Raw genomic sequence first — 24,787 nt, forward strand, 5'->3', positions numbered from 1 at the left:
GATACTATCATTTATGGCGGTTATGAATTAATTGATGAAAAAGGAAACTCTCTACGTTATATTAAACCGGATAGTGTGCTACATATAAATAAACTTAATATTTCTTTATTACCTTTATTACGAGGATTAATACATGGTTGTTCGTTATTAATTCCTGCTAAATATTTTCATGAAGTCGGTATATTTAATGAAGCTTTACCGACAACGCAAGATTATGATTTATGGTTTAAAATTTTCCGTGTTGCTCCTATTCATTTTGATGAGTCTATCCTAATTAAATCTCGTTTTCATTCAGAGCAAGGTAGTAAAAAAATATCAAATCATAACGAAGAATGTAATGTATTATGGTCATCGTTTCTTCATGAGTTAACAGAAGAAGAAATGATAAAAATGGAAGGTTCTTCTTATTTATTTTTAACTCGTACAGCTAATTTTTTATCAAATAATACTCCATATAATAAAGCCTGTGATTTAGCAAATACTATGGCTAAGCAAGTACTACATGATACTAAAGTTAGTGTTATTATACCGGTATATAATAGAATAAATTGGGCAATTGAAGCTATAGAAAGTGTACTTATTCAAACACACAAAAATTTTGAGATACTTATAATAGATGATGGATCGACTGATGATATATCAGAATTAACTTCAATATGCAAAAAAGATAAAAGAATAAAATATTTTCATAAAAAAAATGAAGGACCTGCTGCTGCACGTAACTTAGGTATTAAAAATGCTATAGGAAAATATATTGCTTTCCTTGATTCGGACGATTTATTTTATAGGGATAAAATAGAAATCCAATTAAAGTTTATGGAAGAAAATAATTTTATATTTTCTCATACTTCATATAAAAAAATAAATGAAAAAGGAAAATATATAGAATCTGTTCATTCCGGGTTTTTTAGTGGAAATGTTTTTCCTCAAGTCATACAAACTTGTCCAATAGCAATGCCGACAGTTATGGGAACTTTGACGTTATTCCAAGAAAATTTATTTCCTGAAAATATAAGAAGCGGTGAAGATTGTTGTTTATGGATATCTATTGCTAGTAAAAACTCAATAGGCGGTATAGACAAAGAATTGTCTAAAGTACGAATTAGCGGTGGTACTAATACGTTTATGGACCCAAATAAATATTCAGTAGGTTTAATAAATATTACTTCTTATGTTCTTAATGATTCTTATTTAAGTAAATTTAGTCCGTTTACTATTAATTTGTTATTAGCAGCTGTTACACAATTAAGATTACTAGAAAATAAAAATGAAGACTATAAAAAAAGTAATATTTCTTTTTTCAAAAATAACTATGTAATTCAAAAAATACGAACCTATTGCTTTGTGACAAAAATTTTGATTTTATTAACTATTACTTCTATAAGGCAAGAAGGAGTACGTGCAACAATCTCTAGAATACAGAGATGGCTTAGAAAGCACATATAAATAACTATTCCTCAAGTATCTTAACTTTTGAGCCGTCGCCGATTTTAGTCATACCTTCGGTAACGACTAAGTCACCTTCTTTAATATCGTCAGAGGTAATTTCAATTAAACCTTCTGTACGTGTACCGATTTTTACATATAATTGTTTTACTGTATTACCGTCTATTTTATAGATAAAGTTACCTTGATTATTTCGTTGAATACAACTTTCGGGGACGGTTAGATTTTTATGGGGATTAAGTATAAGCATCACATCTACAAAGCTATTATGCAGGATTCTTGTACCCATAGGTAAAATAATTTTAGCTGTTAAAGTACCGTTCTGATAAGTAATGCGATACTGCTCCGATTGTGCTTTTAATTTTTCCTGCAATTAAAACTTCAGTATCGACTCCAACTTTTCCACTTAAAGACTCCGGCAATTCAATAAAAATACTTTGTGAGTTTTCTGTTCCGGTAATGCTAAAAAGATAATCGCCTATTTTACCGGAGTAGGGTGCAGTAATTATCATTTCGTTGTATGTTTTTAGGGCTTTGGAATAATTAAATTTTGTATCTTCAAGTTCGCTTTTTGACCTTTTATATTCCTCGTTGCTTACAAATTTTTTAGCAAATAAAGCTTCTTTTCTATTATAATCTTTTTGTTTTGTATTTAATAAAGCTACTGCTCTAGATTTAGTAGTTTCTGCTATGTTTTTACCTATAACCAGCAATATATCCCCTTTTTTTACTATTTCTCCTTGATGTGCTGAGACTTTTTCAACTACTCTGGTGGCATTAGCATAATAATCACGGCTATTATCATTCTGGCATTGCCCTACAATATTAAATATGTCGTAAAGCTCGGCAATTTGTACTTTAGTTGCTTTTACTCCTGTAATTTTTTCTTCTTCCTTTTTACTTGCCATAGTAGAAAGTGAGATAAGTAAGGTAAAAAGAACAATAAGTTTTGCAGGCATAATATTATACTCTAAGGTGAATAAGTGTTATTCTAGTAGTTTGTCCACGGCATCTAGGGAAGGTAACTAAAAGCGTATGTTGTTGTAACATTTTTAGCTGGACACCGTGGACAAGCCACGGTATGACAAAGTGTGCTTTTTAAGCTCCTCATCTGTTAACCATTTATATTCTTTTTCTAGAATTTCAAATCTGATTTTTTCTAATTGTTCATCAAGATCAGGTTCAGGAACGATAGCAGAACCAATAAATTCAAATCCTTGATAGTTAATTTTAAGTTTCTTACAAATTTCTTGTAATGATAATAAATTTTCTTCTATATCATCAATAAATATTATTGATTGCGGATAATAATTTGTTTTGCGTAATACATATTCAAGTACGCTTCCTTTATCATATTCTGCGGTGTAAATTATGCCGTCTTTTAATGTAGGTTTACCGCAGCCGGCATTAAAATCTTCTATTATTATCTCATCTTCTAAAGGTGAAAATTCTTGAAAAATTACCTTTAATTCAGTGAGTTCACGAATTCTCCATTCGATCATATCTTCAATTACGCCGAATTTACCGGTAGGAAGTTTAGTAAGACCCATTGCGGGTATATTTTTTTCTTTAAGTAGAGCAAATATTGTTAATATATCTTGATTAACAAATCTAGCTTTTCTATCTTTAAGAACGATGCTAAGTAATAATTCACATTCTTTTCTAGTAAGTCTTTTTTCAATGCTCTTCATTAATTCTTTTCTATAATCATGTGTTAACCTAGATTCATCACTATCCATTACAATTACTTCATCTACATCAAAAAGCACCAAGTTAGTATTATCGGCTTGTTTTACCGCTTCTATAACTTCTTTAAAATCGTGAACTTTATTTATTTTGCTATACATATTTAATATTACTTGAGAGGCTAATTACTTCTTCTAAGGAATTTGTCATTACCTTTAAATCTTCTTCTCTAGACAAATTATGGTGACCGTCTTTAATTAGCTTAATTACTATTTGTTTACTCGTTATTTTTTCTAATAATTTTACTGAAACATTATAAGGCACGTCTTCATCTAACATCCCATGGATTATATGTAGCGGTGTATTTATATCAATCTGTTTCTTTGTAAATAATAAATGTTTTTTTGCATCTTCTACCAGTTTATAGCTTATAGGATATTTATGCTCACAATTTTTACCGCTTACTTCTAGTATTCCCTCTTTTTGCATCTTATTTTGATCATTTAGAGATATATTTTGCCAAATATTTTCAGTAAAATCTGGAGCAGGGGCTACACACACAAGCCCTTTTATTTTATCAGGAAATCTTAAAGCCGCAAGAAGTGCTAGCCATCCTCCCATGCTAGAACCTACTAATATCGCCTCCTTATCAATTAATTTGTCTAAAATTAGTGATACTCCTTCTAACCAATCACTAATTGTTTGATCCTCAAATTGTCCCGATGCGTTTCCATGACCGAAATTATCAAAAACAATAAAATTATAATTGTTTTTTTTACAATAATCTATTAAATAGATAGCCTTAGTTGATTTCATACTAGACATCAAGCCGTGTAAAAAAATTACAGATGGAATATTTGTATTAATTATTCTATAATTATCATAGACAATAAATTTGTCTTGTGTTTTATTATAAAGCTTGTGCATTTTAAATAATTATTTTAATAGATTGAGATTTAATGCCTTCATTAAAGTCAAGTAAACGATACAATAAATATACTATTTTGCAAGTAGTTCCTGCTCTAGTTTCGGGAGGGGTTGAAAGAGGTACTATAGAAGTTGCAAAATATCTTAAAATTCTCGGTCATACTCCTATCATAATTTCAGCAGGCGGTACTTTAGTTAAAGAGTTAGATAAGGAAGATATATTACATATTGGAATGAATAGTAGCAGTAAAAATCCTTTTGTAATTCTGAATAATGCAAAATTGATAGCAGAAATAATCAAAAAATATAATGTTGATATAGTTCATACAAGATCAAGGGCACCGGCATGGAGTTCATATCTAGCAACAAAATGGACTAATGCTAAATTTCTGACTACTTTTCATGGGGTTTATAATATTCCGAATAGTTTTAAAAAATATTATAATAGCATAATGCTAAAAGGCGAGAAAGTTATTGCCGTATCTAATTTTGTAAAACAACATTTGCTTGAAAACTATAAAATTGATGAAGATAAAATAGTAGTAATTGAACGTGGAGTAAATTGTGATTATTTTAATCCGGCAAATTTAACACCCGAAAAACTTAAAAAATGTCGTGATAAATATGATGCACCGAGCAACGTGCCAATAATATTAATGCCTTCTAGAATGACAAGCTGGAAAGGGCATCTTGTTTTAGTAGAAGCATTAAGTAAGTTAAAACATAGAGATTTTTATTGTTTAATGGTCGGTGATATATCTAGACATCCCAATTTTACTAATAGAGTAAAAGAGCTTATAGCTACTCTAAAACTTCAAAATAAAATTCAAATTTTCGGTAATGATTCGGATATAATAAACCTATATGGGATTTCCAATATTATCGTTTCTGCCTCAATCGAGCCTGAAGCTTTCGGTCGTACTATTATAGAAGGGCAGGCGATGGAGAAGCTTGTTATTGCAACTAATATCGGCGGTGCAGTAGAAACGATAAATAATAATATAACCGGTTTCCACGTAGAACCAAATAATGCCGAAGCGTTAGCACAGAAAATCGATTATTGTTTCTCAATTTTAGGTACTGATACTGCTAAGAAAATCCAAGAAGCGGCAAGGCATACGGTAATTAATAATTTCTCTCTTGATCTGATGCTAAGAAAAAACCTTGAAGTCTATAAAGAAATCTTAAAAAACTCCCATAATTAAGACTTTATTATAATCGCTATTAGTTAGTAGTGTGGTTTATGTCATTCCCGTGTGGCATTGTTGCGTAGACGCCTAATCGTCATTGCGAGCGACTGCAAGGAGCGTGGCAATCCAAAAAAAATAACAAAAAAAATTCTATAAATCAGAATTTTTTACTGGATTGTTTCGTCAATTACTTACGTAATTTCCTCGCAATGACGAAAAAAACGCTCTACGCAACAATACCTTCCAGCAACGGCGGGAAGGAAGAAAAAACATATATAAAAAACTGGATTACTCTTCATTTACTCGAAATATATAGGGTTGAATAGAATGACTATTCTCCTAATAATTCTATTTCGGCATACAAATCTTCAAGATTTATATACTGATCATAAAAATTATTATAGTCATGAGATTTACCGTCATGATGTACTACAAGCATTAAAGTTTCCGGTAAAAATTCTTTTAAAGCTTATTGTGCATTTTCTATAGATGTTTTATCAAGATTGGCAAACACCTCGTCTAAAATTAATATTTTAGGGTTTGAAATTATAGCTTTAATGATTCCAATTTTTTTCTTTTGACCGCCACTTGGTGCATTTATTACATCATAATTTTTATCACTTAAGTGCGTAATTAATGTAGCTAGATCTAATTTTATAAATAGTGTGTTAATTTTTTCTTCTAATGATTGATTGATCAAGGCCTGAGGTTATTACTTCAAATAAAGTAGATTGAGCCGGTATGTAACTATTCTGATCAATAAATATTATTTTTGGATTTTGATAATGGGTAGGTATGGAAATTTCACCAACGCTATGGCATGGATCAGCAATACAATTTACTAAACTCTTTAAAAAAGTAGTTTTGCCTTTTCCTGAGGAAGCTGAAAGAAGATAATGTGCTCCTAATTTTAATACTAATTTTTCAAAACTCAAAATAGTTCTTTCTTCTATAATTAGGTTATAATCAGAAATTACAAGTTCATCATTTGTAGACCATGTTATTCCTTTTTTATCCTCAGAAGAAATTGCCTCTATTAATTTTGTAATTCTCGCTTGCGATATAACTGCTCCACTAAAGATTATTTTTAATGAGGAACTTGTTAAGAATGGTTTTAAGGTTTCAAGCCAAGGATTAAGTAGTAGAGCTTGCTCAAGTGTAATCTCTCCATTTTTTACTTTATAAATATAGTAAAGTGATTTTATAAATTTATCTGAGATATCTAATATAGTGGTTATAGTATTTTTTGTGCTATCTAAAAACAGCATTTTCTTTGATATTTCTTTTTTAGCTTTAAGTTGTTTGGCATATTGATTTTGTACAAATTGAGCAGAATCAGTTAACAAGATATTTGAAGTATTAGAGGATATATTTCTTACTATAGAAGCTTTATTTTTGTTAATTTTCTCCGCTTCTTTCCTGTAAGAAATATCTAGTTGATATAATATATTTAAAAATCCTTGCTTAATATTTTTAAACTCATTAAATATAATAGCTCCTGGAACTAAATTATCTTGCAATGCAATAAGCTGTATAATTTTTTGAGTGGTTAAATTCCCTAATTGTAAAATTCCAATAGTAAAAGTATTATGAAGGTCAATAAATAAATTATTAGTAATAGCTTCTATATCCTTTAATCCTAAGATTTTTACTTTTATATTCCTCGTTTAGTAACAGTTCTAAAGCTTTTTGTTCAATTAAATCTTGAGTATTTTGTGTTAAAGAAGTTTTATATGATTGGAATAGTGTGCTTATTATATTTTTTCCACACCATAAAATACTGATTTTTGCTCCTTGAGAAAAACAAGAGGTCCTATAGCAGCAGTAGGGTCCTGTATGAGTAAGGTTAATGCAATTAATGTATTGCCATCATTTCCGGTGTAGTTAATAAAACTACTATTTATGCATGCTTCAATTAAATCCAAAACATTTGTTATAACCATATTTCTAATAATTGGATTATTAGAAATATAATAAAATCCTTGGGTTACATCTTTAATTTCATTTTTTGAATCATTTTTAAAATTGTTAGAAAGTATATTAGGATCAATTACCCCTAATATTATGGGTTAAGTTTGTCTGAATTTCTTTTAAATTTTCCTGATAATTTAAGAAATCAGTCCCATAATATGTTAAGCTCAATATGGTAGCTGTAGAAGTTAAATAAATTGGTGCTGAATAATTAGGAAAAGTTGTGATGAGATTTGTAGTAATAGGGTAGATTAAACTTCCTTTAAATGTGGCAGAAGTAAGATAATGTTTCTGAAAATACCCTTCGGTTATTAAAATTTCATCAGCAAGAGTTGCCGAAACAAAAATACTGCTTCCTTTTGTCCCATTTACAATAAAACCAGTTATACTGCTAATTATTAAATGCATTCAATATGCTAACTTCTGGTAGAAGCAGCATTATTTTTATTAAAATTTACTTTATTAGATGAAATTGTAGATATTATATCGTCTATATCATAGCCTAAGTTAGAAAAAGATTTTATTACCGGATTTTTACGAAATAAAAAAGAGAATGCCATAATTTTTATTAAAAATAATGGCATTATATGTTCTTAAAAATAATACACAAGTAGAAACAATTATTATATATGGGGCATTGTTTATTAAAAATAGATATAGTCATTGCGAGTGGGCGTTGTTGCGTGTATCGAAAAAAGCACTCAATGTCATATCGTGGCTTGACCATGGTATCCATAAAAACAACTAAAAATACTAATAATGTTAGTATTTTTAACTGGATTCCTGCTTTCGCGGGAATGAACATTACGAACATTCTTAGTGGGCTTAATTTGTAAAGACAGTATTATGTATTAACGAGAATATAACTCGATTACTAAATGAATTTCTGCTTCAAAAGGATATGGAACATCAGAAAGAGCAGGAACTCTTAAATATTTACCGGTTAATGAAGGTACATCAAATGATAAATAGCCCGGTGTTGTTTGACCTTGTTTTGAAACGGATTCTTGGATAAGCGGTATTTGTTTTACGGATTCTTTAACTTCTATAACATCACCTTCCTTTAGTCTTATGCTTGCTATATCGGCTTTCTTACCGTTTAATTTAATATGTCCGTGTGAAACTAACTGTCTTGCAGCAAAAATAGTTGGAGCTATGTTCATTCTATAAACGACAGTATCAAGTCTGCTTTCAAGTAACCCAATGAAGTTTTCACCGGTATTACCTTTCATTTTTTGAGCAAGTGCAAAAATATTCCTAAATTGTTTTTCAGTGACACGACCGTAGTGGCATTTTAATCTTTGCTTAGCTTTTAAATGTAAACCATAATCTGAAGTTTTAATCATGGTATCCTGCCCATGCTGCCCGGGACGATAATTTCGTGTATTAAAAGCATCCTTGCTATCACCCCATAGACTTACCCCAAGTCTTCTACTAGCTTTATATTTAGAACGAACAATTTTTGTCACTGATAATATCCTTAACTTTTATTTGAATTACAGCGTCATTCAAAAAGCTTGATACAAGCGAATTTTCTGACATTCGCCTTTGCTCACGTACTTTTTGTACGCTCTGCAGGCTCAGTCGTTAATTCATCTTGTCTAAAGCTTTCCGAATCTAGCTTTGTAAGAAAATATATACATTTCTTACATCAAAGTCAATCATTGATTTTTAACCTAAAACTTTTTATACTTAAATAAAAAAAATCGTATGAGTTCTTTGGTAAAATCAATAAATTTAGGTAAAATAAATTACTCTCAGAGTACAGTTAAAGACTATATATTATTAATGAAACCACGTGTGATGTCGCTTGTGATTTTTACGGGTTTTGTAGGTATGTGGCTTGCTCCTTATTCCGTGCATCCTTTTATTGCCGGTATTGCAGTTGTTTGCATAGCTCTTGGTGCAGGTAGTGCAGGGGCAATTAATATGTGGTACGATAGAGATATCGATAGCTTAATGAAACGTACTCAAAAAAGACCTATAGTCAGAGGTGCTATAGAATCTGATGAAGCTTTATCTTTTGGTTTGATAACGGGATTTTTTGCAGTATTTTTTATGGCTTTATGTGTTAATCTACTTGCATCCTTTTTACTGCTATTCACTATTTTTTATTATATCTGTATTTATACTATTTGGTTAAAGCGTCGTTCTATACAAAATATTGTTATTGGCGGAGTATCGGGAGCATTACCTCCTGTGATAGGTTATGCAGCGGTAAGCAATACTATATCTCTAGAGTCGATTATATTATTTTTGATTATTTTTATTTGGACACCGCCGCATTCATGGGCTCTTGCTTTATTCTGTAACGAAGATTATAAAAACTGTAAAGTACCGATGATGCCTGCAGTAAAAGGGAATTTATATACTAAAAAACAAATTCTAATTTACAGTATTCTTTTATTTATTGTTTCGCTAATGCCTTTTTTTATCGGAATGAATAATTTTATATATTTAATAATTTCCGGTATTCTTGGGTTAGTATTTCTATATTATTCCGGTTCTTTATTCTATGACACCCCTGATAACAAACAAGCTAAACGATTTTTTGCCTATTCGATATTTTACTTGTTTTTTATATTTTTACTTTTGTACTCAACTAACACTATATCCCCTATCAGTTGAGAGATAATAGTGTTGGGTTACTTTTATGGAAGATAAAATTGAAACCCAACGTGAAGAAACATATCATAAGTTTATTTTCATGCAAGTGATTTTTTATTTATAACTGTAATTTTCAAATTTTATGCTTTTGTTTCGTAATTTTGATAAGTAGGAAGAGTTAGAAGATATATCGGATTTGATTCCATGGGATCAATCTGTCATGCAATACACTCCATCGTTGGATAAAATTACTCTTAATACCGGCTTTATAACGTACAGCCTTGCTTCCGTATTCACTTACTTTATTTTCCTGTATGTTTGGTTGCCAAATTAAAGCTTCACTCTCTAATCTATTTGAGGCAATATTTCTTTCATGCTGCTTGTCGTTATGTGTTAAAAATATGCATTTCGCTTTTATAAACGGTTTATTTTGGTTATTTATGTATTGATCTAAATCTTCAAATAACTTTGCATATTCGGTGAGCCAGCCTTCATAAGCAATAATAGGAGAAAAGTTTAGATGAACTTCGTAACCTGCTTCAATAAAAATATTCACTGCTTTTATTCTCTCAATAATCGGACTCGTTTTTGGCTCTAATATCTCGCTTATCCTTGCCGGCATCAAACTAAATCTAATCCTTATTTTGTCTTCAGGATTAAAATTAAGCAGTTTAGGATTAACATATTTAGTAGCAAAAGTTGCTTTAGCACGTGGATGTTCTTTAAAGAAATTAAATATCTTTGACCAATTAGTGTGTTTCCAATGCAAACTTACATCGGTAGAATAACCTATATCATATGTCCAATATTTAGAATCTGTTTGATTGGAAATTTTAGTCGGTAAACTTGCTATATGTTTATCCAATACGTCAAGTATTTGATCTATATTTTCATTTATATTCATAGTTATGACGCATAACATAACAATAACTATTTCTGCAACCTCCGGCACAGCCATATATGAAGTTAGGTGTTATGTAATCAGCTGATCTTCCATTAGGACGTACATGCAAAGTTTTCGTATTTTGTACTATTTTCAATCATACGATTTTAAATTAAAGTTTATTTAAAATACTTACTTAGCTTCACAAACTTCAGATTTATTTACTTACATCGAAATTGTAATTATAAATTATTAATTACAAATATATCATAAGTTATGGAAAAACCAAGCTATCTAAATTTTGATAATAAAAATTATAAATGGAAAAATGATATTGATTATCGTAAATGCCTGGAAAGTTATAGAGTAGGTAAAGGTGAGCAAGGAGTATTAATTTGTCAACTATATAAAAATGAAATTTTGCCTTATTGGAAGTTTAAAACTCCTAAAATTGCTAAAGAAAGTAGTGAAAAAATATATGAAATATTTTTAAAATATTTAGAGGATAATGATTTTGTTGGAGCTGATATGGTTCGTAAATATTTGCAGATGGGTTTTACTAGAAGTAGACGTTATGCTAATTATAAAGATGGGAAAAAATATGACAAAGAAAATGATTATAAGAAATTAGAAAGAGGAGGAGGGATCCAAAAAAAGTGAAAAGTGCCGATATATTTTTCAAAAAATGGCAAGAGGCAGAAGATAATAAGAAGTATAAAAAGATGAAAATAGAATGGAAAAAACAATATGGGTAAATATTAGCTTTACCAAGTTAGTTTTTTTATATTATAGTAGATTAATAGAGGATAGATTATGACTAAAGATGAAATTGCGGAGCTGTTTAAAAAATGTCTTGCTCTTCATAACAGATATCAATATCAAGAGGAAAAAGACAATTTACGAAAATTCGCTGAAACTGATCCTGAAGAACTTTCAAATTTTATTGAAACTTATAATAAAACTGAAAAATATAACAATAGGGAAGCTGAAGTTTTTCATAGCTTAAGTTCTATTTTAATGGAAAAACAACAAGATAATGCGATTAAATCATTAAAGAAAGCTATGGAACTAGATCCAAGTAAAGCATACTACCACGAAGAGCTTTTTAATAAGTTACATAGAATAAATCCAGAGGAAGCACTCGCTTCTATCAAAAGAGTTATAGGGTTAAATCCAAATAAAAAATCATTATATGAAGACCTTATTATTTTGTTAAAAAAGCAAATTATGATGAAGAAGCAGCAAAAATTACTGAAGCAATTCAAGATTTCCCTAAAAACATACCTAATTTGGTATTAGATACTGAGGAAACAAAGGATGTGTATCCATTAGGTTTGGCACAGGAATAACTGTATCAAAACGTGGGTATTTACGAGTTTTTCACTGTCATCTAGTTTGCTTGCTAACTAAGTCTAGAAAAAATAACTTCAACATTGTTACTACACTATATGTTTTGCTGGATCCCGTGAATAAATCACGGGATGACACAGAGAGGAATAATAAGTCGCACAACACCCGTGACGGTCATATCAAAACAGTTTCTTTAATCCTTTTTGTAACAGTTTGTTTACAGGATCTGCTTGTTGGTTTTCCTGCGGAGGGCTGCTTTGTTCCTCTGCATTTGTATCTTTTTTCTTTCTAAGACCTAAAGCATCTTTAATAATATTTTCAGGTTTCTTCTCTCCGCTTTTTAAGTCTTTAATAACGCTATTAAATACGTTTTTAACTAAATATGTTTGAAGGGCTTGAACGTCTAATTTATGCTGCAGATTATTTATGAATCCGTATAATTTAACGGCTATAGGCGGTAAATCCCCAATAGTAACGCTTGCACTAATATCCATCATATATTGCGGTAAGTTAATTTGACCGCCTGCATTTGCTTTGGCAGGTGAAGCATCTAAACTACATTCATTTAAATTAAGCTTGCCATTCGCTATATTTCCGCTGGCAATTAAATTTTTGAAAGATGTGGATTCGCCGCTAAAGGAGCTGTTAATAAGTAGCAATACTCCTTCGGTATTTTTAGCATTATTTACCGCATCTGCAATTCGGTTTAAATCAAATCCGCTTATTTTCCCGTTATCGCTATTTACGTTAAATTGTCCATTTAGATTATTAACATATGTATAAACGCTATTACCGTGAGAAGTAAGATCCGCTTTAAAGCTTAGTCGTCCATCGGTTATTTTTATTTTGCCGGATTGTGGAGTTAAATTTTTGAGATAGGCATTTTTTAGATCGATTTTGATTGAAGCGTTTTGATCTTTTCCTGAACTCACATAACCGGTGCTACTTAGTTCGCCACCGTAAATGCTTGCATTAACTGAAGTAATATTCAGCGTGCCGCCGGTGATATTTAATTTTGCTTTTAAATTATTTATGATTAATGAGTCGTTAGTTAATTTATCAATATTTGCGGATAGTTGCCCTTCAATTTCATTTAAAAATCCTAAGTTAATATGATTGTTTGACCAAGGAGAATTGTTTTTAGCTGTAGGTGTATTTTGAGTAGTAGGGCTACTAGTTTTACTTGGATTAGCAGTAGAGTTGTTGCTTGAAGTAATTTTCTCTAAATTAACTAACGGGCTATATAAGTTAAGGTTAAAATTTGGCTTCTGAGCGGCTAAATTAATATCTCCTTTAATAGATATATTAGTATTAAAAGCGGATATTTTATTATTAATATGGAAAGTATCTTTAATTTTTTGTACTTCCCCGTTTAACTGCAGCACCCCAATCTTACTTAAATTACTTACTCCCATAAGAGACATAAACGACTCAAAATTATTAATTTTTAGATTGTGAGAAATAGTTATATCTTGTGCTAAATTTTTAAGCTCAATATCTCCTGTTAGATTACTATTTGCCGCCGATAAATTAATATTTTGCAGCTTTATTGCTGGGGAGTTATAAATTACATTAGAAGTAGTGTTCAGTTTTTGGTTAATAATAGGAGGTAATTTATCAGTCTTTAGTTTTAGAGCATCAAGTATAGGTTTTAAACTATCAGCTTGTAGCATAATACTTGTCTTATCTAAATTAGAGTTAATCTCGGTTATAATGTTACCAGGATTGATAATAATATTTGATTTTAGGTTATTACGCTCTATATCATAATTTGCATTTGCTAGTAATTCTATATTTGGATAATTAAGTCTAGCATCTTTGATAGCTATATTTTTACTATCGGCAGTAATTGCCGTAGTTAGCTCATAGTCATTTTGTAAGTCAGCAGGCATACCTAAAGTTTTAGTATTGCCTTTAATATTTGCGTTACCTATAAAAGAATTATTTTCGCTATCAAACTTTCCTTCGATTTTAATTTTTTCACCGGCAAGATTAATATTGGCACTTAACGGAATTATTTTTCCGATTTCTTCAATATTTCCCTCTATATTAATCTGCTGTTCTAAAGCCTTTAAAGCTAAAGTAAAGTCTATAGGACCTTTAAGGCTTTTAATTTTAGTATCTAAATTAATATCGTTAAATATTTTCTCACTATTTTTTTCTATATATATTACTTTGCCGTCTATAATTTTAAAATGACTAATCAAAATAGGAAGTTCTAATTCACTATTAGCATTAGTAGATTCTGTAGAACTAACGTTATTTTCTTTAGGGTTATTATTAGATGTAACGAATTGCCAATTTTTTTGTCCGTTATTCAAGATTTCTAGATTTATAGTTGGTTTTTGCAGTTCTATAGAAGCTACTTCAATTGCTCCTCTAAAAAGAGGGAAAAGCCTTAATGATGCTTTAGCACTTTCAACGGAAACTAGATGAGGTTCTTTTGTGCCGTCTATGGATGATAATTTAATTTCTGATAGTGATACTGCCGGATTTGGTAATAAAGATAATTTTATATCGCCGTTAATAGTTAAATCTCTATTTGTAGCCTCTTTGACTTTGTCTATTATTACTCCTTTATAATTATTTAAAGGAATAAAGAAAGGAATAACAATTAATAACAATATTATACTTATAAATATAATAAGTGAGTATTTTAAAGTTTTAGGCATAGAGCTTAACCTTATATATATATATATTGATTATAGTATTTAAGGATTAATTGTCAAATTCATATAATTTACTCAATTAAAGATTAAAATAATTATATTACTATATTATGGGACCATATGGTAAAGTAGGAGGACATCATCCATATGCTAAAAAAGCTTTTGAAGGTAATATTAATTATGATCCTAAAAAAGGCTTTGCTGTTAGTGAAGAGTTTATGCTAAGAAATGAGATAGATCATTATAAAATAACTGCTGCACAAAGAAAATTATTTGGAGAGCTATATAAAAGCGGTAGACCAAATACTTTACAGGAGCATACACGTATAGCAGTTGAAGCTTTAAAAGCGGGTGGAGCAACAGAGCAACAAGCACGAGATATTGTAGCTAAAGCTTTACAACAGTTAAGGAAAGATAAGGTATTGGCACCTACTAATATTCCTTGGTATAATAAAAATAAAAACTAATAAAAGGTAAAAATATGAGTAAAAAACAAAAACTATTAGATAAATTTGGAAGTGTATATATAGATTTTGTACGTGATGGTGTGCTAACACAAATGCTTGGCATTTTAAATAACACAACTAAAGCAAATAAAATTTTAGCTCAAAAAGTTAATGAGATATCAAATGAAAGTAAAGAAATCATAGAAATAATTGTACAAGAAACCTTGGATAGATGCCTCCACTATACTTTATTTATGCTACAAGAGTATGAAGATGAAATGGCATTAATTATGTATGACGAAGATCATAATCAATACTCCTTAGCTGAAATTAGCGATGGTTTATGCGGAGAATTATATAGTGAAGATGGTTGGATAGCAAAATATTCTAAATACCCCAATTGGAAGACGATAGAAAATATTATAGAAAAATAATCATTTAAAGTTGATTAAGGAAAAGTAAACCAGTAAAAGCATCAAGTATATCAGAAGAAGTGGTAATTAATTCTCAAGGTTCTATTAATGTCGAGATTGAAGCTGGTAAGAAGCCTGCATGGCTGAGTATGCTTGAGGCAAGACAGGGCGGGCAGAATGTAAATATAAATGAGATACAAGGCGAGAATAACTGGGAGAAGAAAGTGCGTCAGTTAACGACGCAAGGGCAGGTGCTGATAACAACAGCAGTTACGGCAGCAACAACTGGTGCAGGTAGCACTATTGGAGCCGGAACAGTAAGCAGTGCGATAGCAACGGGGATCAGTGGTTTTGCATCTAACTTAGCGGTAAATACAATCAATAGCGGCAGTAATGTAGGCAAGGGACTTAAGTCTGCAACGACTAAGGAAAGTTTAAGATCGCTCGGTAAGAATATGCTAGCAGCCGGTGTTACAACCGGAATAATGAACGGAACCGGTTTTGGAAATGTAAATTCAGCGTTAATGTACGCAATATGGCAATTGCCGAGCAAACAGGTAACCCTTACATAGCGGCACTTGCGGGCGGAATGGGTGAGGCGTTGAGCGGTCTTACTTCTTCCCTGGGCCATGAGTTCTCCGGCATAGGTCCAAGCAGCACTGGCTTATCTAACTGGAACGATACTATAGTTGCTGCTACTACCATGCTTGTTGGCACCTCCGCCGCCGATATGCAAATGGCAACCGCAGTCTCATCTCTGTTGTGGAGTATAATGATATATTACACCAAGAGCATCTAGTGTATTTATAGTATCATACATCAATAATATTTATGTCTAAAAAGCTTAAGCATTCTATGTCATTCCCGCAAAAGCGGGAATGACATAGAATTAGTTAATATTGGTATTAATTATATAGAATTAATTTTATGCTATACTTTGACCAAAATTAGTCAAAATGATATAATAGAAATAGAAAAAATACTTAAATCACATTTGAACCCTGAAGAAGGAGAACAAATTATGGGAAGTATAGTGGAACATTGGCTGCAAGAAGGTAGACAAGAAGGTATATATATAGGTGAAATGAAATTAGCAGAGATGGCAAAAAAAATGTTAAGGAAAAATAAGCCTTTAGACGAAATTATTGAATTTACCGGTTTTACAAAAAAAGAAATTGAAGAACTCCAAAAATAGGAGATTTAAAAACTACGGTAAATTATTCAAGCTTCTCTTTGATAATTTAAAATCACATAATCTTTAGTTATAACAGGAAAAAATTCTTTATTGAAAGGTAATAATTCAGTTGTTTGATCTGAAAATTCTATTTCAATTATGTCACCGGCACCAAAGTTAAGAATATTTTTAATTTTGCCTATTTCTTTATGATCTTGGTCTAATATCGGTAAATGATTTAAATCCGCTATATAAAATTCATCTTCTTCTAGCTCCGGTAAACTTGCTCTTAAGCAAAATATTTTATAACCTTTTAAATTTTCAGCTTCATTTCGAGTAGCTATATCATTAAATGTACAAATTAATTCTCCTTTGGCATTTTGGCTAATTAGCTTAATATGTATATTTTTTCCTGACTCATTTACTAAATTTCTTTCAAGTATTTTTGTAGTAGGGTCGGTAAAAGATTTTAAAATTACATGACCTTTAATTCCGTGACATGATTTTATTACACCGACTAAAATTAAATTTTCTAAAGAATTCATTAATTTGCCTTTAAATTTTGATAATTATATATAATAATATATTTAAAACTTTTTTATAGACATGATAAAAAAAATAGCTGCCGGCATCATAATTTGTTTCTCATTATTATTATTTATAATTTTTGGTGCATTATCGTTTGTTAACTATAATTCGGTTACTAATAATTTTACCAGTCATTTAGGAATTGCAAAAGAAAATATCGGAAAAATAAAGATGAATAAATTTCCTTTGCCCTATTTAGTTATTGAGACGATAAGAGAAGAAGGAAAGTTAGATTTAGAGCAGATTAAAATTCATTTTTCATTATGGTCGCTTATAAAATTTAATCCTAAAATTAATAAAATAGATATATTAGATGCTAAATTTTATTCAAATTCTAATGTATTAAATATTTATAATCATGAAGAGTTAATAAAGAATTTCTTTAAATATAAATTACAAAATATAAATCTAAATGTTACTAATCTAAGTATTATTAATAAACAAGATTATTCTATTTTAAATTTTAATAATTGTATATTTAAAAAAGAAAATGCTTTATCGTCTAATTACATATTTAAAACTACAAGTAACTATATAGGTAAAATTTCAGGTTCAATTAATAAACGTGACGATACAGTAGATTTTAGTCTTAATATTGATAATAATGATTATGGTTTTAAGTTATCGCAAATTTACAAAGATTCTAAGCTTACTAGCGGTAGCGGTGAATATCAGATTAAAAATTTAGCATCGGTAATGTATAATATATTACCGGATTTAAACCATCTTTTTAATAAATTTAATCAAAATGAGGCAGTAAACGTTAAATTTAATATTTCAAATAATGAAGATGAAATAGAGCTAAAAGACATAGTAATAGCATCGTCTTTTATTACCGGTAATGGATTTGTTAACATTGCTAAAAATGATAATATTACTACTAATGTGAAACTAAATTTTCCTAAAATAGATTTAAGTTCGTTAATTTCTCCAAATGCAGGGGTAACATTTAATACTTCTTCTTCAAATATTAGATTTATTTTTGCCGATAAATTACTTAAAGCAGACTTGGCAATTAACGAAATAATTTTAAGTAATAATGAAGCACTAGAAAAAATAGTTTTTTCTTCTAACTTATCAAAGGGTACTTTAAAGATAAATGAATTTTCAGGTAATATTAAGTCAGGTGGGGAATTTAAGCTTACAGGTAATGTAACACAGAATGCCGTTAGAAGTATGTTCGATGGACAGCTATATTTAAAGCACAACGATATAAATTCGTTACTGAATATTTTAGGATTTAACGACTTTACTATTAAAGAAGCTATTCCTTTTAGCTTGTCATCGGATTTAAAACTCACTTTAATAGATTTATTTTTTAAAAATTTATTACTCAAAACAGATAATTTAAATTTATCAGGAAATTTTTCTAGTAAATTTATTGCTCAAACACCTCGTTTAGATGCTACGCTTAATATATCTTCGCTTGACTTAAGCAGTAGAACGTATCCAATAATTTCGCCGCTTATCGAATTTACAAAAAATTTAACTAAAGATATGAAAACTTTAGATTATCCAAGCAAATTTATTCCTATTAGAACAATAGGATATTTAGCTAATTTAGATATTTTAATAGATAGCGTTAAGTATAACGATCATATATTTGACAAAATGAATTTGCTTGCTAAAATCGTACCGGCTAATATAAAAATTAGTAATTTAGATTTTAAAACTGCTAACAGCTATTTATCAACTAGCTGGAACTTGGATGCATCGAGTGTATTACCGTCTTTGATCGTAGAAATTAAGGACGGTAATCTTACTACTGATTTATTATCACCGGCAGGAATGCTTAATTTAAGAAATAAATTAATAAATGATTATAGTCTAGATAAAGCTACATTGCAATTTTACGGGACATTATCAACATTATCACAAAATGATTTAATATTGAAAAATGTTAAATTTTATGTAGCAAATAATAATAATCTATTACAATTTAATAATATTGAAGCAAAATTATTAGGCGGTAAGCTTCAAGGTAGCGGCAATATTTTATTAGAACCTTATTCTATAAATTTCGTATATGCTTTAAATACAATAGATTTAAACAAAGTTTCGGCTCTTATGCCTAAAATATTTACTGCAAGTAGCGGAAAAGTAAGTATAAGCGGTAGTTTAGGGACTAACGGTAACACTCTTCAAAGCCAGCTATATAACCTTACTACAAAATCACAATTTGCTATAAACAATATAGATGTTAATAATTTTGCAATTGATTCTTTTATAGAAAAAATTAATACAGCTGATTATAAGGTACAAAATTTAGATAAAGATATAAATAGTGCTATAACCACAGGACAAGAAAATATTAGAGGCATAAGCGGTGATATTGAACTACAAAAAGGTATTGCCCTTTTAAAGAAAGTAAAATTTGCAACACAATATAGTAGCGGTGCGGCCTCTTTTGCAGTTAATATATATAATTTTGATATGGATGCATTGAGTATTTTATCATTTTATGTACCGGCAAGGCTTGTTAAGTTAAATACCTCAAATACGAGTTCCGATAAAGATAGTTTGGCACATCTTAATATAAAAATGCAAGGGAGTATTTTTGCTCCTAAGAAAACTTTTGATAGTAGTGAGCTAAAAAAATTACTTATACTACAAACAACTGAAGACAAAACTACTACAGATAACCATTAAAAAATAAAAATAAATGACTAATACTAAAACTTTAGAAGAAAATATTAGCTTTGAAGAAGCTTTAAAAGAGCTTGAGGAAATTGTTAAAAAAATAGATAACGGACAAGAGAGTCTAGAGACGGCAGTTAATAGCTTTGAAAGAGGTATTTTACTTAAGAATCATTGTGAGAAAAAACTAAAAGAAGCTCGGTTAAAAATTGAGAAAATTACTAAACTTGCTGATTCTACGGTGGTCTTAGAAGAGACGGAAGTGTAGTGTTGACATAAAGCATACATTGTACTAATATCATAAGACGACAAAGAAATGTAATTATAGCTTTTCTGCTGAAAAAAATCATAAGTTAATAAGTGAGCGAAAGGTAAGTTTTGAAGAAATAATATCAGTTATAGAAAGTAATTGTTTATTGGATATAATAGAACATCCAAATCCTGATAAATATTCAGAGCAAAAAATTATATAGTTAAATTTAATGAATACGCCTATTTAGTTCCTTTTATTACTGAAGTTGATGGAACAGTTTTTTTAAAGACTATCATTCCAGGTTGAAAAGCTACTCAGAAATATCTAAAAATAGGAAAAAGTAATGAGAAATAAAGAGAATATATCAAATATAATACTAGATGCTGAAGAAAAAGCATTGCTAGAGTCTTTTGAAAATGATGAATGGCAAAGAATTAAAAATTTTGAACAAGAGAAACATATAGCACAAGTAGCAGCAGCTAATTATTAAAAAAAAGATACTCGAATAAATATTCGTATTTCTAGTAGTGATTTAATGAGAATAAAACAAAAAGCTGCTTATGAGGGATTGCCTTATCAAACTCTTATTTCTAGTATATTACATAAATATTCAGCAGGACATGGTTAATCATATAATTGACTTTATCTACACCGTTCTTAATATTGTTTTATTCATCATAATAAATATTGTTTTGATGAGTTTTTGTGCGGGATGTTTATATTTAACAAAATACATTATTCCTAATAATTTTCAAAAAGAAGAGCTTGGAAGTTTTGGCGGGTTTTATCGGGTGTAGTCGGTAGTATGTATGCGGTATCAACCGGTTTTGTATTAATTTATTTACTCGGTAATTTTAATAAAGCACAGGAAGGGGTGGTAGCAGAATCTATATAGTGTTGATGAGGCTTGCAGATAGTGTAGGTTGGCTTCCCCATGAAATGAGACCTGCAATTTATCTAGATATTAAAAATTATACCAAAGATGTAATGCAGCGTGAATGGCAATTAATGAAAGACGGCAAGAAAATCGGTCATGAAGCTCTTAGTTTCCTCCAAGATATTAATAAGCGACTACAAGCTTATAAAGCAAGCGAGCAAATGCAGCTATTTACTAAGCAGGAAATCATTGAGGAGATAAAAGAGCTTTATACCGTAAGGTATAACAGGATTAAAATGTCCTATTTTTCCTTAAATATTCAATATTGGATAGTTGTATGTATAATGACCGCTATTAATTTAATTTTTGTCTGTATGCCTGGTACTAAACTTTTATCTACATAAGATTTCGGTTGGTTTAGTTTGTATCACTTCATCATCAATGCTTTTTTTATTATTTATATTAGACAAACCTTTTCAAGGTCCTTTTGCCGTAAGTCAATATGACCTTATTAAGGCTGTACATTATATTGAGAGATTAAATTAGTGATATCTGTAACAACATAACGCCATAATTTATCCGTGCCTTTGGTAATACCGATGCGGGTAGTAGTAGAGTAGGGGAGTTTTAAACCAATATCGCTGACAAAAAATTCGTTGTTATTTATAAGATTGCATTTATTATGAGAAGTATTAATTCCTAAATATTTGCATAATTTACCCGGACCGTTGAGGTATAGATTTTCAGGCGAAATAACATGTACGCCTCTTATTAAGGTCGCAGCAGGGAAGCCTTCAGCTTCAGTTACGAAATTTAAACAATAATACATTCCGTAAATTAAATAGACATAGCTAAAGCCTGCAGGACCAAACATTATATCCGTTCTTTTAGTCCGCCCTCTTGCTGCATGGCAAGCAGGATCATCCTGTCCTATATAGCTTTCAGTTTCAGTAATGATAGCTGTCTTACCTTGGAAATAAAGAGTTTTACCGATTAACTCAGTGCTTACTAGGTTAGTATCTCTTGCAAAAAATTCACGAGGTAAAGGATTTAAATTCATTTCACTATAGTATTTATATTTATGACCCTAGCAAAGCATATCGATGTCATTCCTGCGAAAGCAGGAATCCAGAAAAAAGCGAAATTATTTGAGCTTTTAATTCTAAAGTTTAGTGTGTTTATACCTTTTAGTGGATGGATTCCCGCTTTCGCGGGAATGACATCGAACTTCTGTATCATGCAATAAAACCCCATTATAAAACGGTTGGCATTTGATGATTCTTTTAAAGGTAAGCCACAAGCCTTTAAGTGTGCCGTGTGTTGTTATAGCTTCTTTGGCATATTCTGAACAAGTGGGGCGAAATCGGCAATTATTGCCAAGTAGCGGGGAAATGAAATATTGATAAAACTTTATTATTAATAAGAGTATTTTACTCATTTTGCAGCTTATCTATAATAGTTTCCATTTTTTCTTGAGTTAGATCTTCATAATAATCATCATTGATTTGTATGACCGGAGCGTTAACGCATGCTCCTAAACATTCTATCTCGCTTAAGGTAAATTTTTGATCTTCAGTAGTTTCTTTGAGTTTTACACCTAATTTCTTTTCGCAAATTTTCATTATATAATCACTACCACGCAGCCAGCAAGGAGTAGTAGTACATACTTGAATATGATATTTACCGACAGGCTTTAAGTTAAACATAGTATAAAATGTTGCAACTTCATAAGCCCGCATATAAGGCATTTCTAACATATTTGCGACATATTCGATAGCAGGCACGGGCAGCCAACCGCCATTTTGACGTTGTGCTAGATCAAGCAGCGGAAGTATTGCACTTCTTTTACCTTTCGGCGGATATTTCTTTATAATCTCTTCTGCTAGATTTAAATTTTTCTTATCAAATATAAAATTTGTGTTCATATATCTCTTATATTATTCCTGTGTGGATCGATTTTCCCGCTGTCATCCCGCGACTTGATCGCGGGATCCAGTTAAAAAATACTAGTATTTTTATTGTTTTTCTGGATACCGTGGTCAAGCCACGGTATGACAAATTTGGCATTTTCCGATCCATGCAACAATGCCTGTTCGCAATGACGACCTATCTATCTATCTCACCAAATACTATATCAAGCGTGGCTATAATAGTAATAACATCTGCCATTAAATGACCTTTAGACATAAAATCTAGTCCTTGCAAATGAGCAAAGCCTGGGGCTTTAATTCGGCATCTATAAGGTCTGTTATTGCCGGTTGAATATAAATATACTCCGAATTCGCCTTTAGGAGCTTCTACTGCTTTGTAGGTCTCGCCGGCTGGTACGTCATATCCTTCCGTATAGAGCTTAAAATGATGAATCATTGCTTCCATAGATTCTTTCATTTTAGCTCTTGTCGGTGGTGTTAATTTAGGATCATCTGTTTTAACTGCACCTTTCGGCATTTTTTCTATACATTGCTTGATTATCTTAACAGATTCATACATTTCAAGCATACGAACGAAATATCTGTCGTAACAATCACCGTTTTTGCCGATTGGTACTTTAAAGTCCATTTCATCGTAAACGTCATAAGGGTTTGACTTGCGTAAATCCCAAGCTATACCTGAACCTCTAAGCATCGGTCCTGAAAACCCCCAGTTCATTGCCTCTTTTTGAGACACAACGCCGATATCTACTAAACGTTGTTTCCATAATCTATTTTCATTTAATAGACTTTCAGTATCGTGAAGTTTAGGAGGAAACTGCTCTATGAACTTATCTATATCCTCAAGTAAACCATCGGGTAAATCTTCTGCAACTCCGCCGGGTCTGAAGTAGTTTGAATGCATACGAGAGCCGGAAACACGCTCGTAAAATTCCATGATCTTTTCTCGCTCTTCAAAAAGCCATAATAGAGGAGTAGTAGCACCAATATCTAAAGCTTGGCTGCTGATATTTAAAGTATGGTTAAGAATTCTTGTTAGCTCTGAGAATAGCACCCTGATAAACTGAGCTCTTCGTGGGACTTCGCATTCTAATAACGACTCGACAGCTAAAGCAAATGCATGTTCCTGGCACATTGGCGAAACATAATCAAGGCGATCAAAATAAGGTATAGCCTGCAAATATGTTTTATGCTCAATAAGTTTTTCCGTACCACGATGAAGTAATCCAATATGAGGATCGGCGTTATTTACTACTTCTCCGTCCATCTCAAGTATTAACCTTAAAACTCCGTGAGTTGCCGGATGCTGCGGACCAAGATTTAGAGTTATAGTTTTAGTGTTGTTAGTCATAGTATCCGTCATTGCGAGGAGCCGTAGGCGACGCGGCAATCCAGTTAAATAATTTCATCATATAAATCTTTCCAATTTACATTCATTTGCTCAATTAAATTAAGCTTTTTTGCTCTTGAGCCTGATTTAATTTGTTTTTCTCTAGTTATTGCAGAATCCATAGTTTCATGAATTTCATAAAATACTAGCATTTTACAACTATATTTTTTACTAAACCCATTAGTTGTATTATTTTTGTGTTCATATATACGTTTGATAAGATTAGAAGTTACTCCTAAGTAAATAGTACCGTTTCGTTTATTAGCAATAATATATACAGTCGGTTGTTTCATAATTTTTACTGGATTGCCACGCTCCTTGTAGTCGCTCGCAATGACGACTTGGGTAT

At 30.8% G+C, this 24,787-nt stretch carries 31 protein-coding genes and 4 pseudogenes; 15 read left to right on the forward strand and 20 right to left on the reverse strand.

The genetic code is table 11. The annotated features are described in order from the left end of the window. Window positions 1-1,446: glycosyltransferase family 2 protein (locus MB29_RS06665; protein ID WP_032139583.1), on the forward strand; the 1,446-nt coding region annotated here is incomplete at its 5' end. A 4-nt stretch (window positions 1,447-1,450) separates the two neighbouring features. Here the strand turns inward: MB29_RS06665 and MB29_RS08785 are convergent. The 3 genes and pseudogenes from MB29_RS08785 to MB29_RS06680 form a co-directional block, all read right to left on the reverse strand. Next, window positions 1,451-2,408 (reverse strand): annotated as a pseudogene (locus MB29_RS08785) (efflux RND transporter periplasmic adaptor subunit). Window positions 2,409-2,498: 90 nt separating this feature from the next. Continuing rightward, window positions 2,499-3,293, reverse strand: a complete 795-nt coding sequence (locus tag MB29_RS06675; protein WP_032139584.1) for a DUF2608 domain-containing protein — start codon at window positions 3,291-3,293, stop codon at window positions 2,499-2,501. Further along, window positions 3,286-4,059, reverse strand: coding sequence for an alpha/beta hydrolase (locus MB29_RS06680; protein ID WP_032139585.1), 774 nt, complete (start codon window positions 4,057-4,059; stop codon window positions 3,286-3,288). Before MB29_RS06680 ends, MB29_RS06675 begins: the two co-directional genes overlap by 8 nt. A 32-nt stretch (window positions 4,060-4,091) precedes the next feature. Here MB29_RS06680 and MB29_RS06685 point away from each other — a divergent pair, with 32 nt between their 5' ends. After that, window positions 4,092-5,264: a glycosyltransferase family 4 protein gene (locus MB29_RS06685; protein ID WP_032139586.1), complete on the forward strand. Its 1,173-nt coding sequence runs from the start codon at window positions 4,092-4,094 to the stop codon at window positions 5,262-5,264. Between the two features lie 92 nt (window positions 5,265-5,356). Continuing rightward, window positions 5,357-5,445, forward strand: a pseudogene (locus MB29_RS11890) (lytic transglycosylase domain-containing protein); the annotation flags it as partial. Between the two features lie 135 nt (window positions 5,446-5,580). Here the strand turns inward: MB29_RS11890 and MB29_RS13110 are convergent. The 6 genes from MB29_RS13110 to MB29_RS13120 form a co-directional block, all read right to left on the reverse strand. Then, window positions 5,581-5,688: a hypothetical protein gene (locus MB29_RS13110; RefSeq protein WP_032139587.1), complete on the reverse strand. Its 108-nt coding sequence runs from the start codon at window positions 5,686-5,688 to the stop codon at window positions 5,581-5,583. A gap of 30 nt (window positions 5,689-5,718) precedes the next feature. Further along, window positions 5,719-5,949 (reverse strand): ATP-binding cassette domain-containing protein, encoded by a 231-nt coding sequence (locus MB29_RS13115; RefSeq protein WP_032139588.1) that lies wholly within the window; start codon window positions 5,947-5,949, stop codon window positions 5,719-5,721. Further along, window positions 5,918-6,769: an ABC transporter ATPase gene (locus MB29_RS09225; protein WP_233419003.1), complete on the reverse strand. Its 852-nt coding sequence runs from the start codon at window positions 6,767-6,769 to the stop codon at window positions 5,918-5,920. The genes MB29_RS13115 and MB29_RS09225 overlap by 32 nt, the downstream gene beginning before the upstream one ends. Window positions 6,770-7,003: 234 nt before the next feature. Next, entirely contained in the window at window positions 7,004-7,192 is a 189-nt protein-coding gene (locus tag MB29_RS11900; RefSeq protein ID WP_233419004.1) for an ABC transporter ATP-binding protein, read from the reverse strand. A 103-nt stretch (window positions 7,193-7,295) separates the two neighbouring features. Beyond that, window positions 7,296-7,628 (reverse strand): hypothetical protein, encoded by a 333-nt coding sequence (locus MB29_RS11905; protein ID WP_233419005.1) that lies wholly within the window; start codon window positions 7,626-7,628, stop codon window positions 7,296-7,298. 8 nt (window positions 7,629-7,636) lie between these two features. Then, window positions 7,637-7,804: a hypothetical protein gene (locus MB29_RS13120; RefSeq protein ID WP_233419006.1), complete on the reverse strand. Its 168-nt coding sequence runs from the start codon at window positions 7,802-7,804 to the stop codon at window positions 7,637-7,639. On the opposite strand from MB29_RS13120, the gene MB29_RS10740 reads away from it, so the two are divergent. Beyond that, complete coding sequence (locus tag MB29_RS10740; protein ID WP_215426279.1) at window positions 7,798-7,968, forward strand: hypothetical protein; 171 nt, start codon at window positions 7,798-7,800, stop codon at window positions 7,966-7,968. The genes MB29_RS13120 and MB29_RS10740 overlap by 7 nt on opposite strands. Window positions 7,969-8,071: 103 nt before the next feature. On the opposite strand, the gene rpsD is transcribed toward MB29_RS10740, so the two are convergent. Continuing rightward, window positions 8,072-8,689: a 30S ribosomal protein S4 gene (gene rpsD, locus MB29_RS06710; protein WP_032139589.1), complete on the reverse strand. Its 618-nt coding sequence runs from the start codon at window positions 8,687-8,689 to the stop codon at window positions 8,072-8,074. A gap of 241 nt (window positions 8,690-8,930) precedes the next feature. Between rpsD and cyoE the strand changes: the two genes are divergently transcribed. After that, the gene (gene cyoE, locus MB29_RS06715; protein WP_032139590.1) at window positions 8,931-9,848 is read left to right on the forward strand and encodes a heme o synthase; all 918 of its coding nucleotides are present in this window, start codon (window positions 8,931-8,933) and stop codon (window positions 9,846-9,848) included. 157 nt (window positions 9,849-10,005) lie between these two features. On the opposite strand, the gene MB29_RS08795 is transcribed toward cyoE, so the two are convergent. Beyond that, on the reverse strand, window positions 10,006-10,785 hold the full coding sequence (locus MB29_RS08795) for a spore photoproduct lyase family protein (RefSeq protein ID WP_233419007.1): 780 nt from the start codon (window positions 10,783-10,785) through the stop codon (window positions 10,006-10,008). A gap of 201 nt (window positions 10,786-10,986) precedes the next feature. Between MB29_RS08795 and MB29_RS08800 the strand changes: the two are divergent. Both MB29_RS08800 and MB29_RS13130 read left to right on the forward strand, forming a co-directional pair. Beyond that, window positions 10,987-11,465, forward strand: a pseudogene (locus tag MB29_RS08800) (DUF4385 domain-containing protein). A gap of 58 nt (window positions 11,466-11,523) precedes the next feature. Continuing rightward, entirely contained in the window at window positions 11,524-12,009 is a 486-nt protein-coding gene (locus tag MB29_RS13130) for a hypothetical protein (protein WP_233419008.1), read from the forward strand. Window positions 12,010-12,239: 230 nt separating this feature from the next. Here the strand turns inward: MB29_RS13130 and MB29_RS06740 are convergent, their stop codons facing one another. Then, window positions 12,240-14,732 carry an AsmA family protein gene (locus MB29_RS06740; protein WP_032139591.1) on the reverse strand — a complete coding sequence of 831 codons (2,493 nt, stop codon included), beginning with the start codon at window positions 14,730-14,732 and terminating at the stop codon, window positions 12,240-12,242. 107 nt (window positions 14,733-14,839) lie between these two features. Here MB29_RS06740 and MB29_RS06745 point away from each other — a divergent pair, with 107 nt between their 5' ends. Genes MB29_RS06745 through MB29_RS13135 form a run of 3 tightly spaced genes read left to right on the forward strand, consistent with a single transcriptional unit; the run spans window position 14,840 to window position 16,160 of the window. Next, window positions 14,840-15,196, forward strand: a complete 357-nt coding sequence (locus MB29_RS06745) for a hypothetical protein (protein ID WP_032139592.1) — start codon at window positions 14,840-14,842, stop codon at window positions 15,194-15,196. A gap of 14 nt (window positions 15,197-15,210) precedes the next feature. Further along, window positions 15,211-15,609, forward strand: coding sequence for a hypothetical protein (locus tag MB29_RS06750; RefSeq protein ID WP_032139593.1), 399 nt, complete (start codon window positions 15,211-15,213; stop codon window positions 15,607-15,609). A 59-nt stretch (window positions 15,610-15,668) separates the two neighbouring features. Further along, on the forward strand, window positions 15,669-16,160 hold the full coding sequence (locus tag MB29_RS13135) for a DUF637 domain-containing protein (RefSeq protein WP_032139594.1): 492 nt from the start codon (window positions 15,669-15,671) through the stop codon (window positions 16,158-16,160). Here the strand turns inward: MB29_RS13135 and MB29_RS13140 are convergent. Beyond that, window positions 16,153-16,293 (reverse strand): hypothetical protein, encoded by a 141-nt coding sequence (locus MB29_RS13140; RefSeq protein WP_233419009.1) that lies wholly within the window; start codon window positions 16,291-16,293, stop codon window positions 16,153-16,155. The two genes, MB29_RS13135 and MB29_RS13140, sit on opposite strands and share 8 nt — an antisense overlap. 232 nt (window positions 16,294-16,525) lie before the next feature. Between MB29_RS13140 and MB29_RS06765 the strand changes: the two genes are divergently transcribed. Next, window positions 16,526-16,783, forward strand: a complete 258-nt coding sequence (locus MB29_RS06765; RefSeq protein ID WP_084686989.1) for a hypothetical protein — start codon at window positions 16,526-16,528, stop codon at window positions 16,781-16,783. A gap of 26 nt (window positions 16,784-16,809) precedes the next feature. Here the strand turns inward: MB29_RS06765 and rimM are convergent, their stop codons facing one another. After that, window positions 16,810-17,307, reverse strand: coding sequence for a ribosome maturation factor RimM (gene rimM, locus MB29_RS06770; RefSeq protein WP_032139596.1), 498 nt, complete (start codon window positions 17,305-17,307; stop codon window positions 16,810-16,812). Window positions 17,308-17,368: 61 nt separating this feature from the next. Between rimM and MB29_RS06775 the strand changes: the two genes are divergently transcribed. The 4 genes and pseudogenes from MB29_RS06775 (at window position 17,369) to MB29_RS13860 (ending at window position 21,663) form a co-directional block, all read left to right on the forward strand. Next, window positions 17,369-19,999 carry an AsmA-like C-terminal region-containing protein gene (locus MB29_RS06775; protein WP_032139597.1) on the forward strand — a complete coding sequence of 877 codons (2,631 nt, stop codon included), beginning with the start codon at window positions 17,369-17,371 and terminating at the stop codon, window positions 19,997-19,999. Window positions 20,000-20,012: 13 nt separating this feature from the next. Beyond that, on the forward strand, window positions 20,013-20,255 hold the full coding sequence (locus MB29_RS06780) for an exodeoxyribonuclease VII small subunit (RefSeq protein WP_008580037.1): 243 nt from the start codon (window positions 20,013-20,015) through the stop codon (window positions 20,253-20,255). 328 nt (window positions 20,256-20,583) lie between these two features. Next, the gene (locus MB29_RS13145; protein WP_233419010.1) at window positions 20,584-20,730 is read left to right on the forward strand and encodes a hypothetical protein; all 147 of its coding nucleotides are present in this window, start codon (window positions 20,584-20,586) and stop codon (window positions 20,728-20,730) included. A gap of 205 nt (window positions 20,731-20,935) precedes the next feature. Continuing rightward, window positions 20,936-21,663, forward strand: a pseudogene (locus tag MB29_RS13860) (bestrophin-like domain). Here the strand turns inward: MB29_RS13860 and MB29_RS06795 are convergent. From MB29_RS06795 to MB29_RS06810, 6 genes are all read right to left on the reverse strand, one after another. Further along, complete coding sequence (locus tag MB29_RS06795; RefSeq protein WP_032139598.1) at window positions 21,629-22,177, reverse strand: DNA-3-methyladenine glycosylase; 549 nt, start codon at window positions 22,175-22,177, stop codon at window positions 21,629-21,631. The pseudogene MB29_RS13860 and the gene MB29_RS06795 overlap by 35 nt on opposite strands. A gap of 102 nt (window positions 22,178-22,279) precedes the next feature. Continuing rightward, complete coding sequence (gene yidD, locus MB29_RS10765) at window positions 22,280-22,555, reverse strand: membrane protein insertion efficiency factor YidD (RefSeq protein WP_084686993.1); 276 nt, start codon at window positions 22,553-22,555, stop codon at window positions 22,280-22,282. Continuing rightward, window positions 22,548-23,042 (reverse strand): NADH-quinone oxidoreductase subunit NuoE, encoded by a 495-nt coding sequence (gene nuoE / locus MB29_RS06800; protein ID WP_032139599.1) that lies wholly within the window; start codon window positions 23,040-23,042, stop codon window positions 22,548-22,550. The genes yidD and nuoE overlap by 8 nt, the downstream gene beginning before the upstream one ends. A 7-nt stretch (window positions 23,043-23,049) precedes the next feature. Continuing rightward, window positions 23,050-23,196 (reverse strand): hypothetical protein, encoded by a 147-nt coding sequence (locus MB29_RS13155; protein ID WP_233419024.1) that lies wholly within the window; start codon window positions 23,194-23,196, stop codon window positions 23,050-23,052. A gap of 27 nt (window positions 23,197-23,223) precedes the next feature. Beyond that, entirely contained in the window at window positions 23,224-24,399 is a 1,176-nt protein-coding gene (gene nuoD / locus MB29_RS06805) for an NADH dehydrogenase (quinone) subunit D (protein WP_032139650.1), read from the reverse strand. 44 nt (window positions 24,400-24,443) lie between these two features. Beyond that, window positions 24,444-24,731 carry a GIY-YIG nuclease family protein gene (locus MB29_RS06810; protein WP_032139600.1) on the reverse strand — a complete coding sequence of 96 codons (288 nt, stop codon included), beginning with the start codon at window positions 24,729-24,731 and terminating at the stop codon, window positions 24,444-24,446. Window positions 24,732-24,787 lie beyond the last annotated feature (56 nt).

It is taken from the genome of Rickettsia tamurae (assembly GCF_000751075.1).
In the GTDB taxonomy this organism is placed as follows: Bacteria; Pseudomonadota; Alphaproteobacteria; order Rickettsiales; family Rickettsiaceae; genus Rickettsia; species Rickettsia tamurae.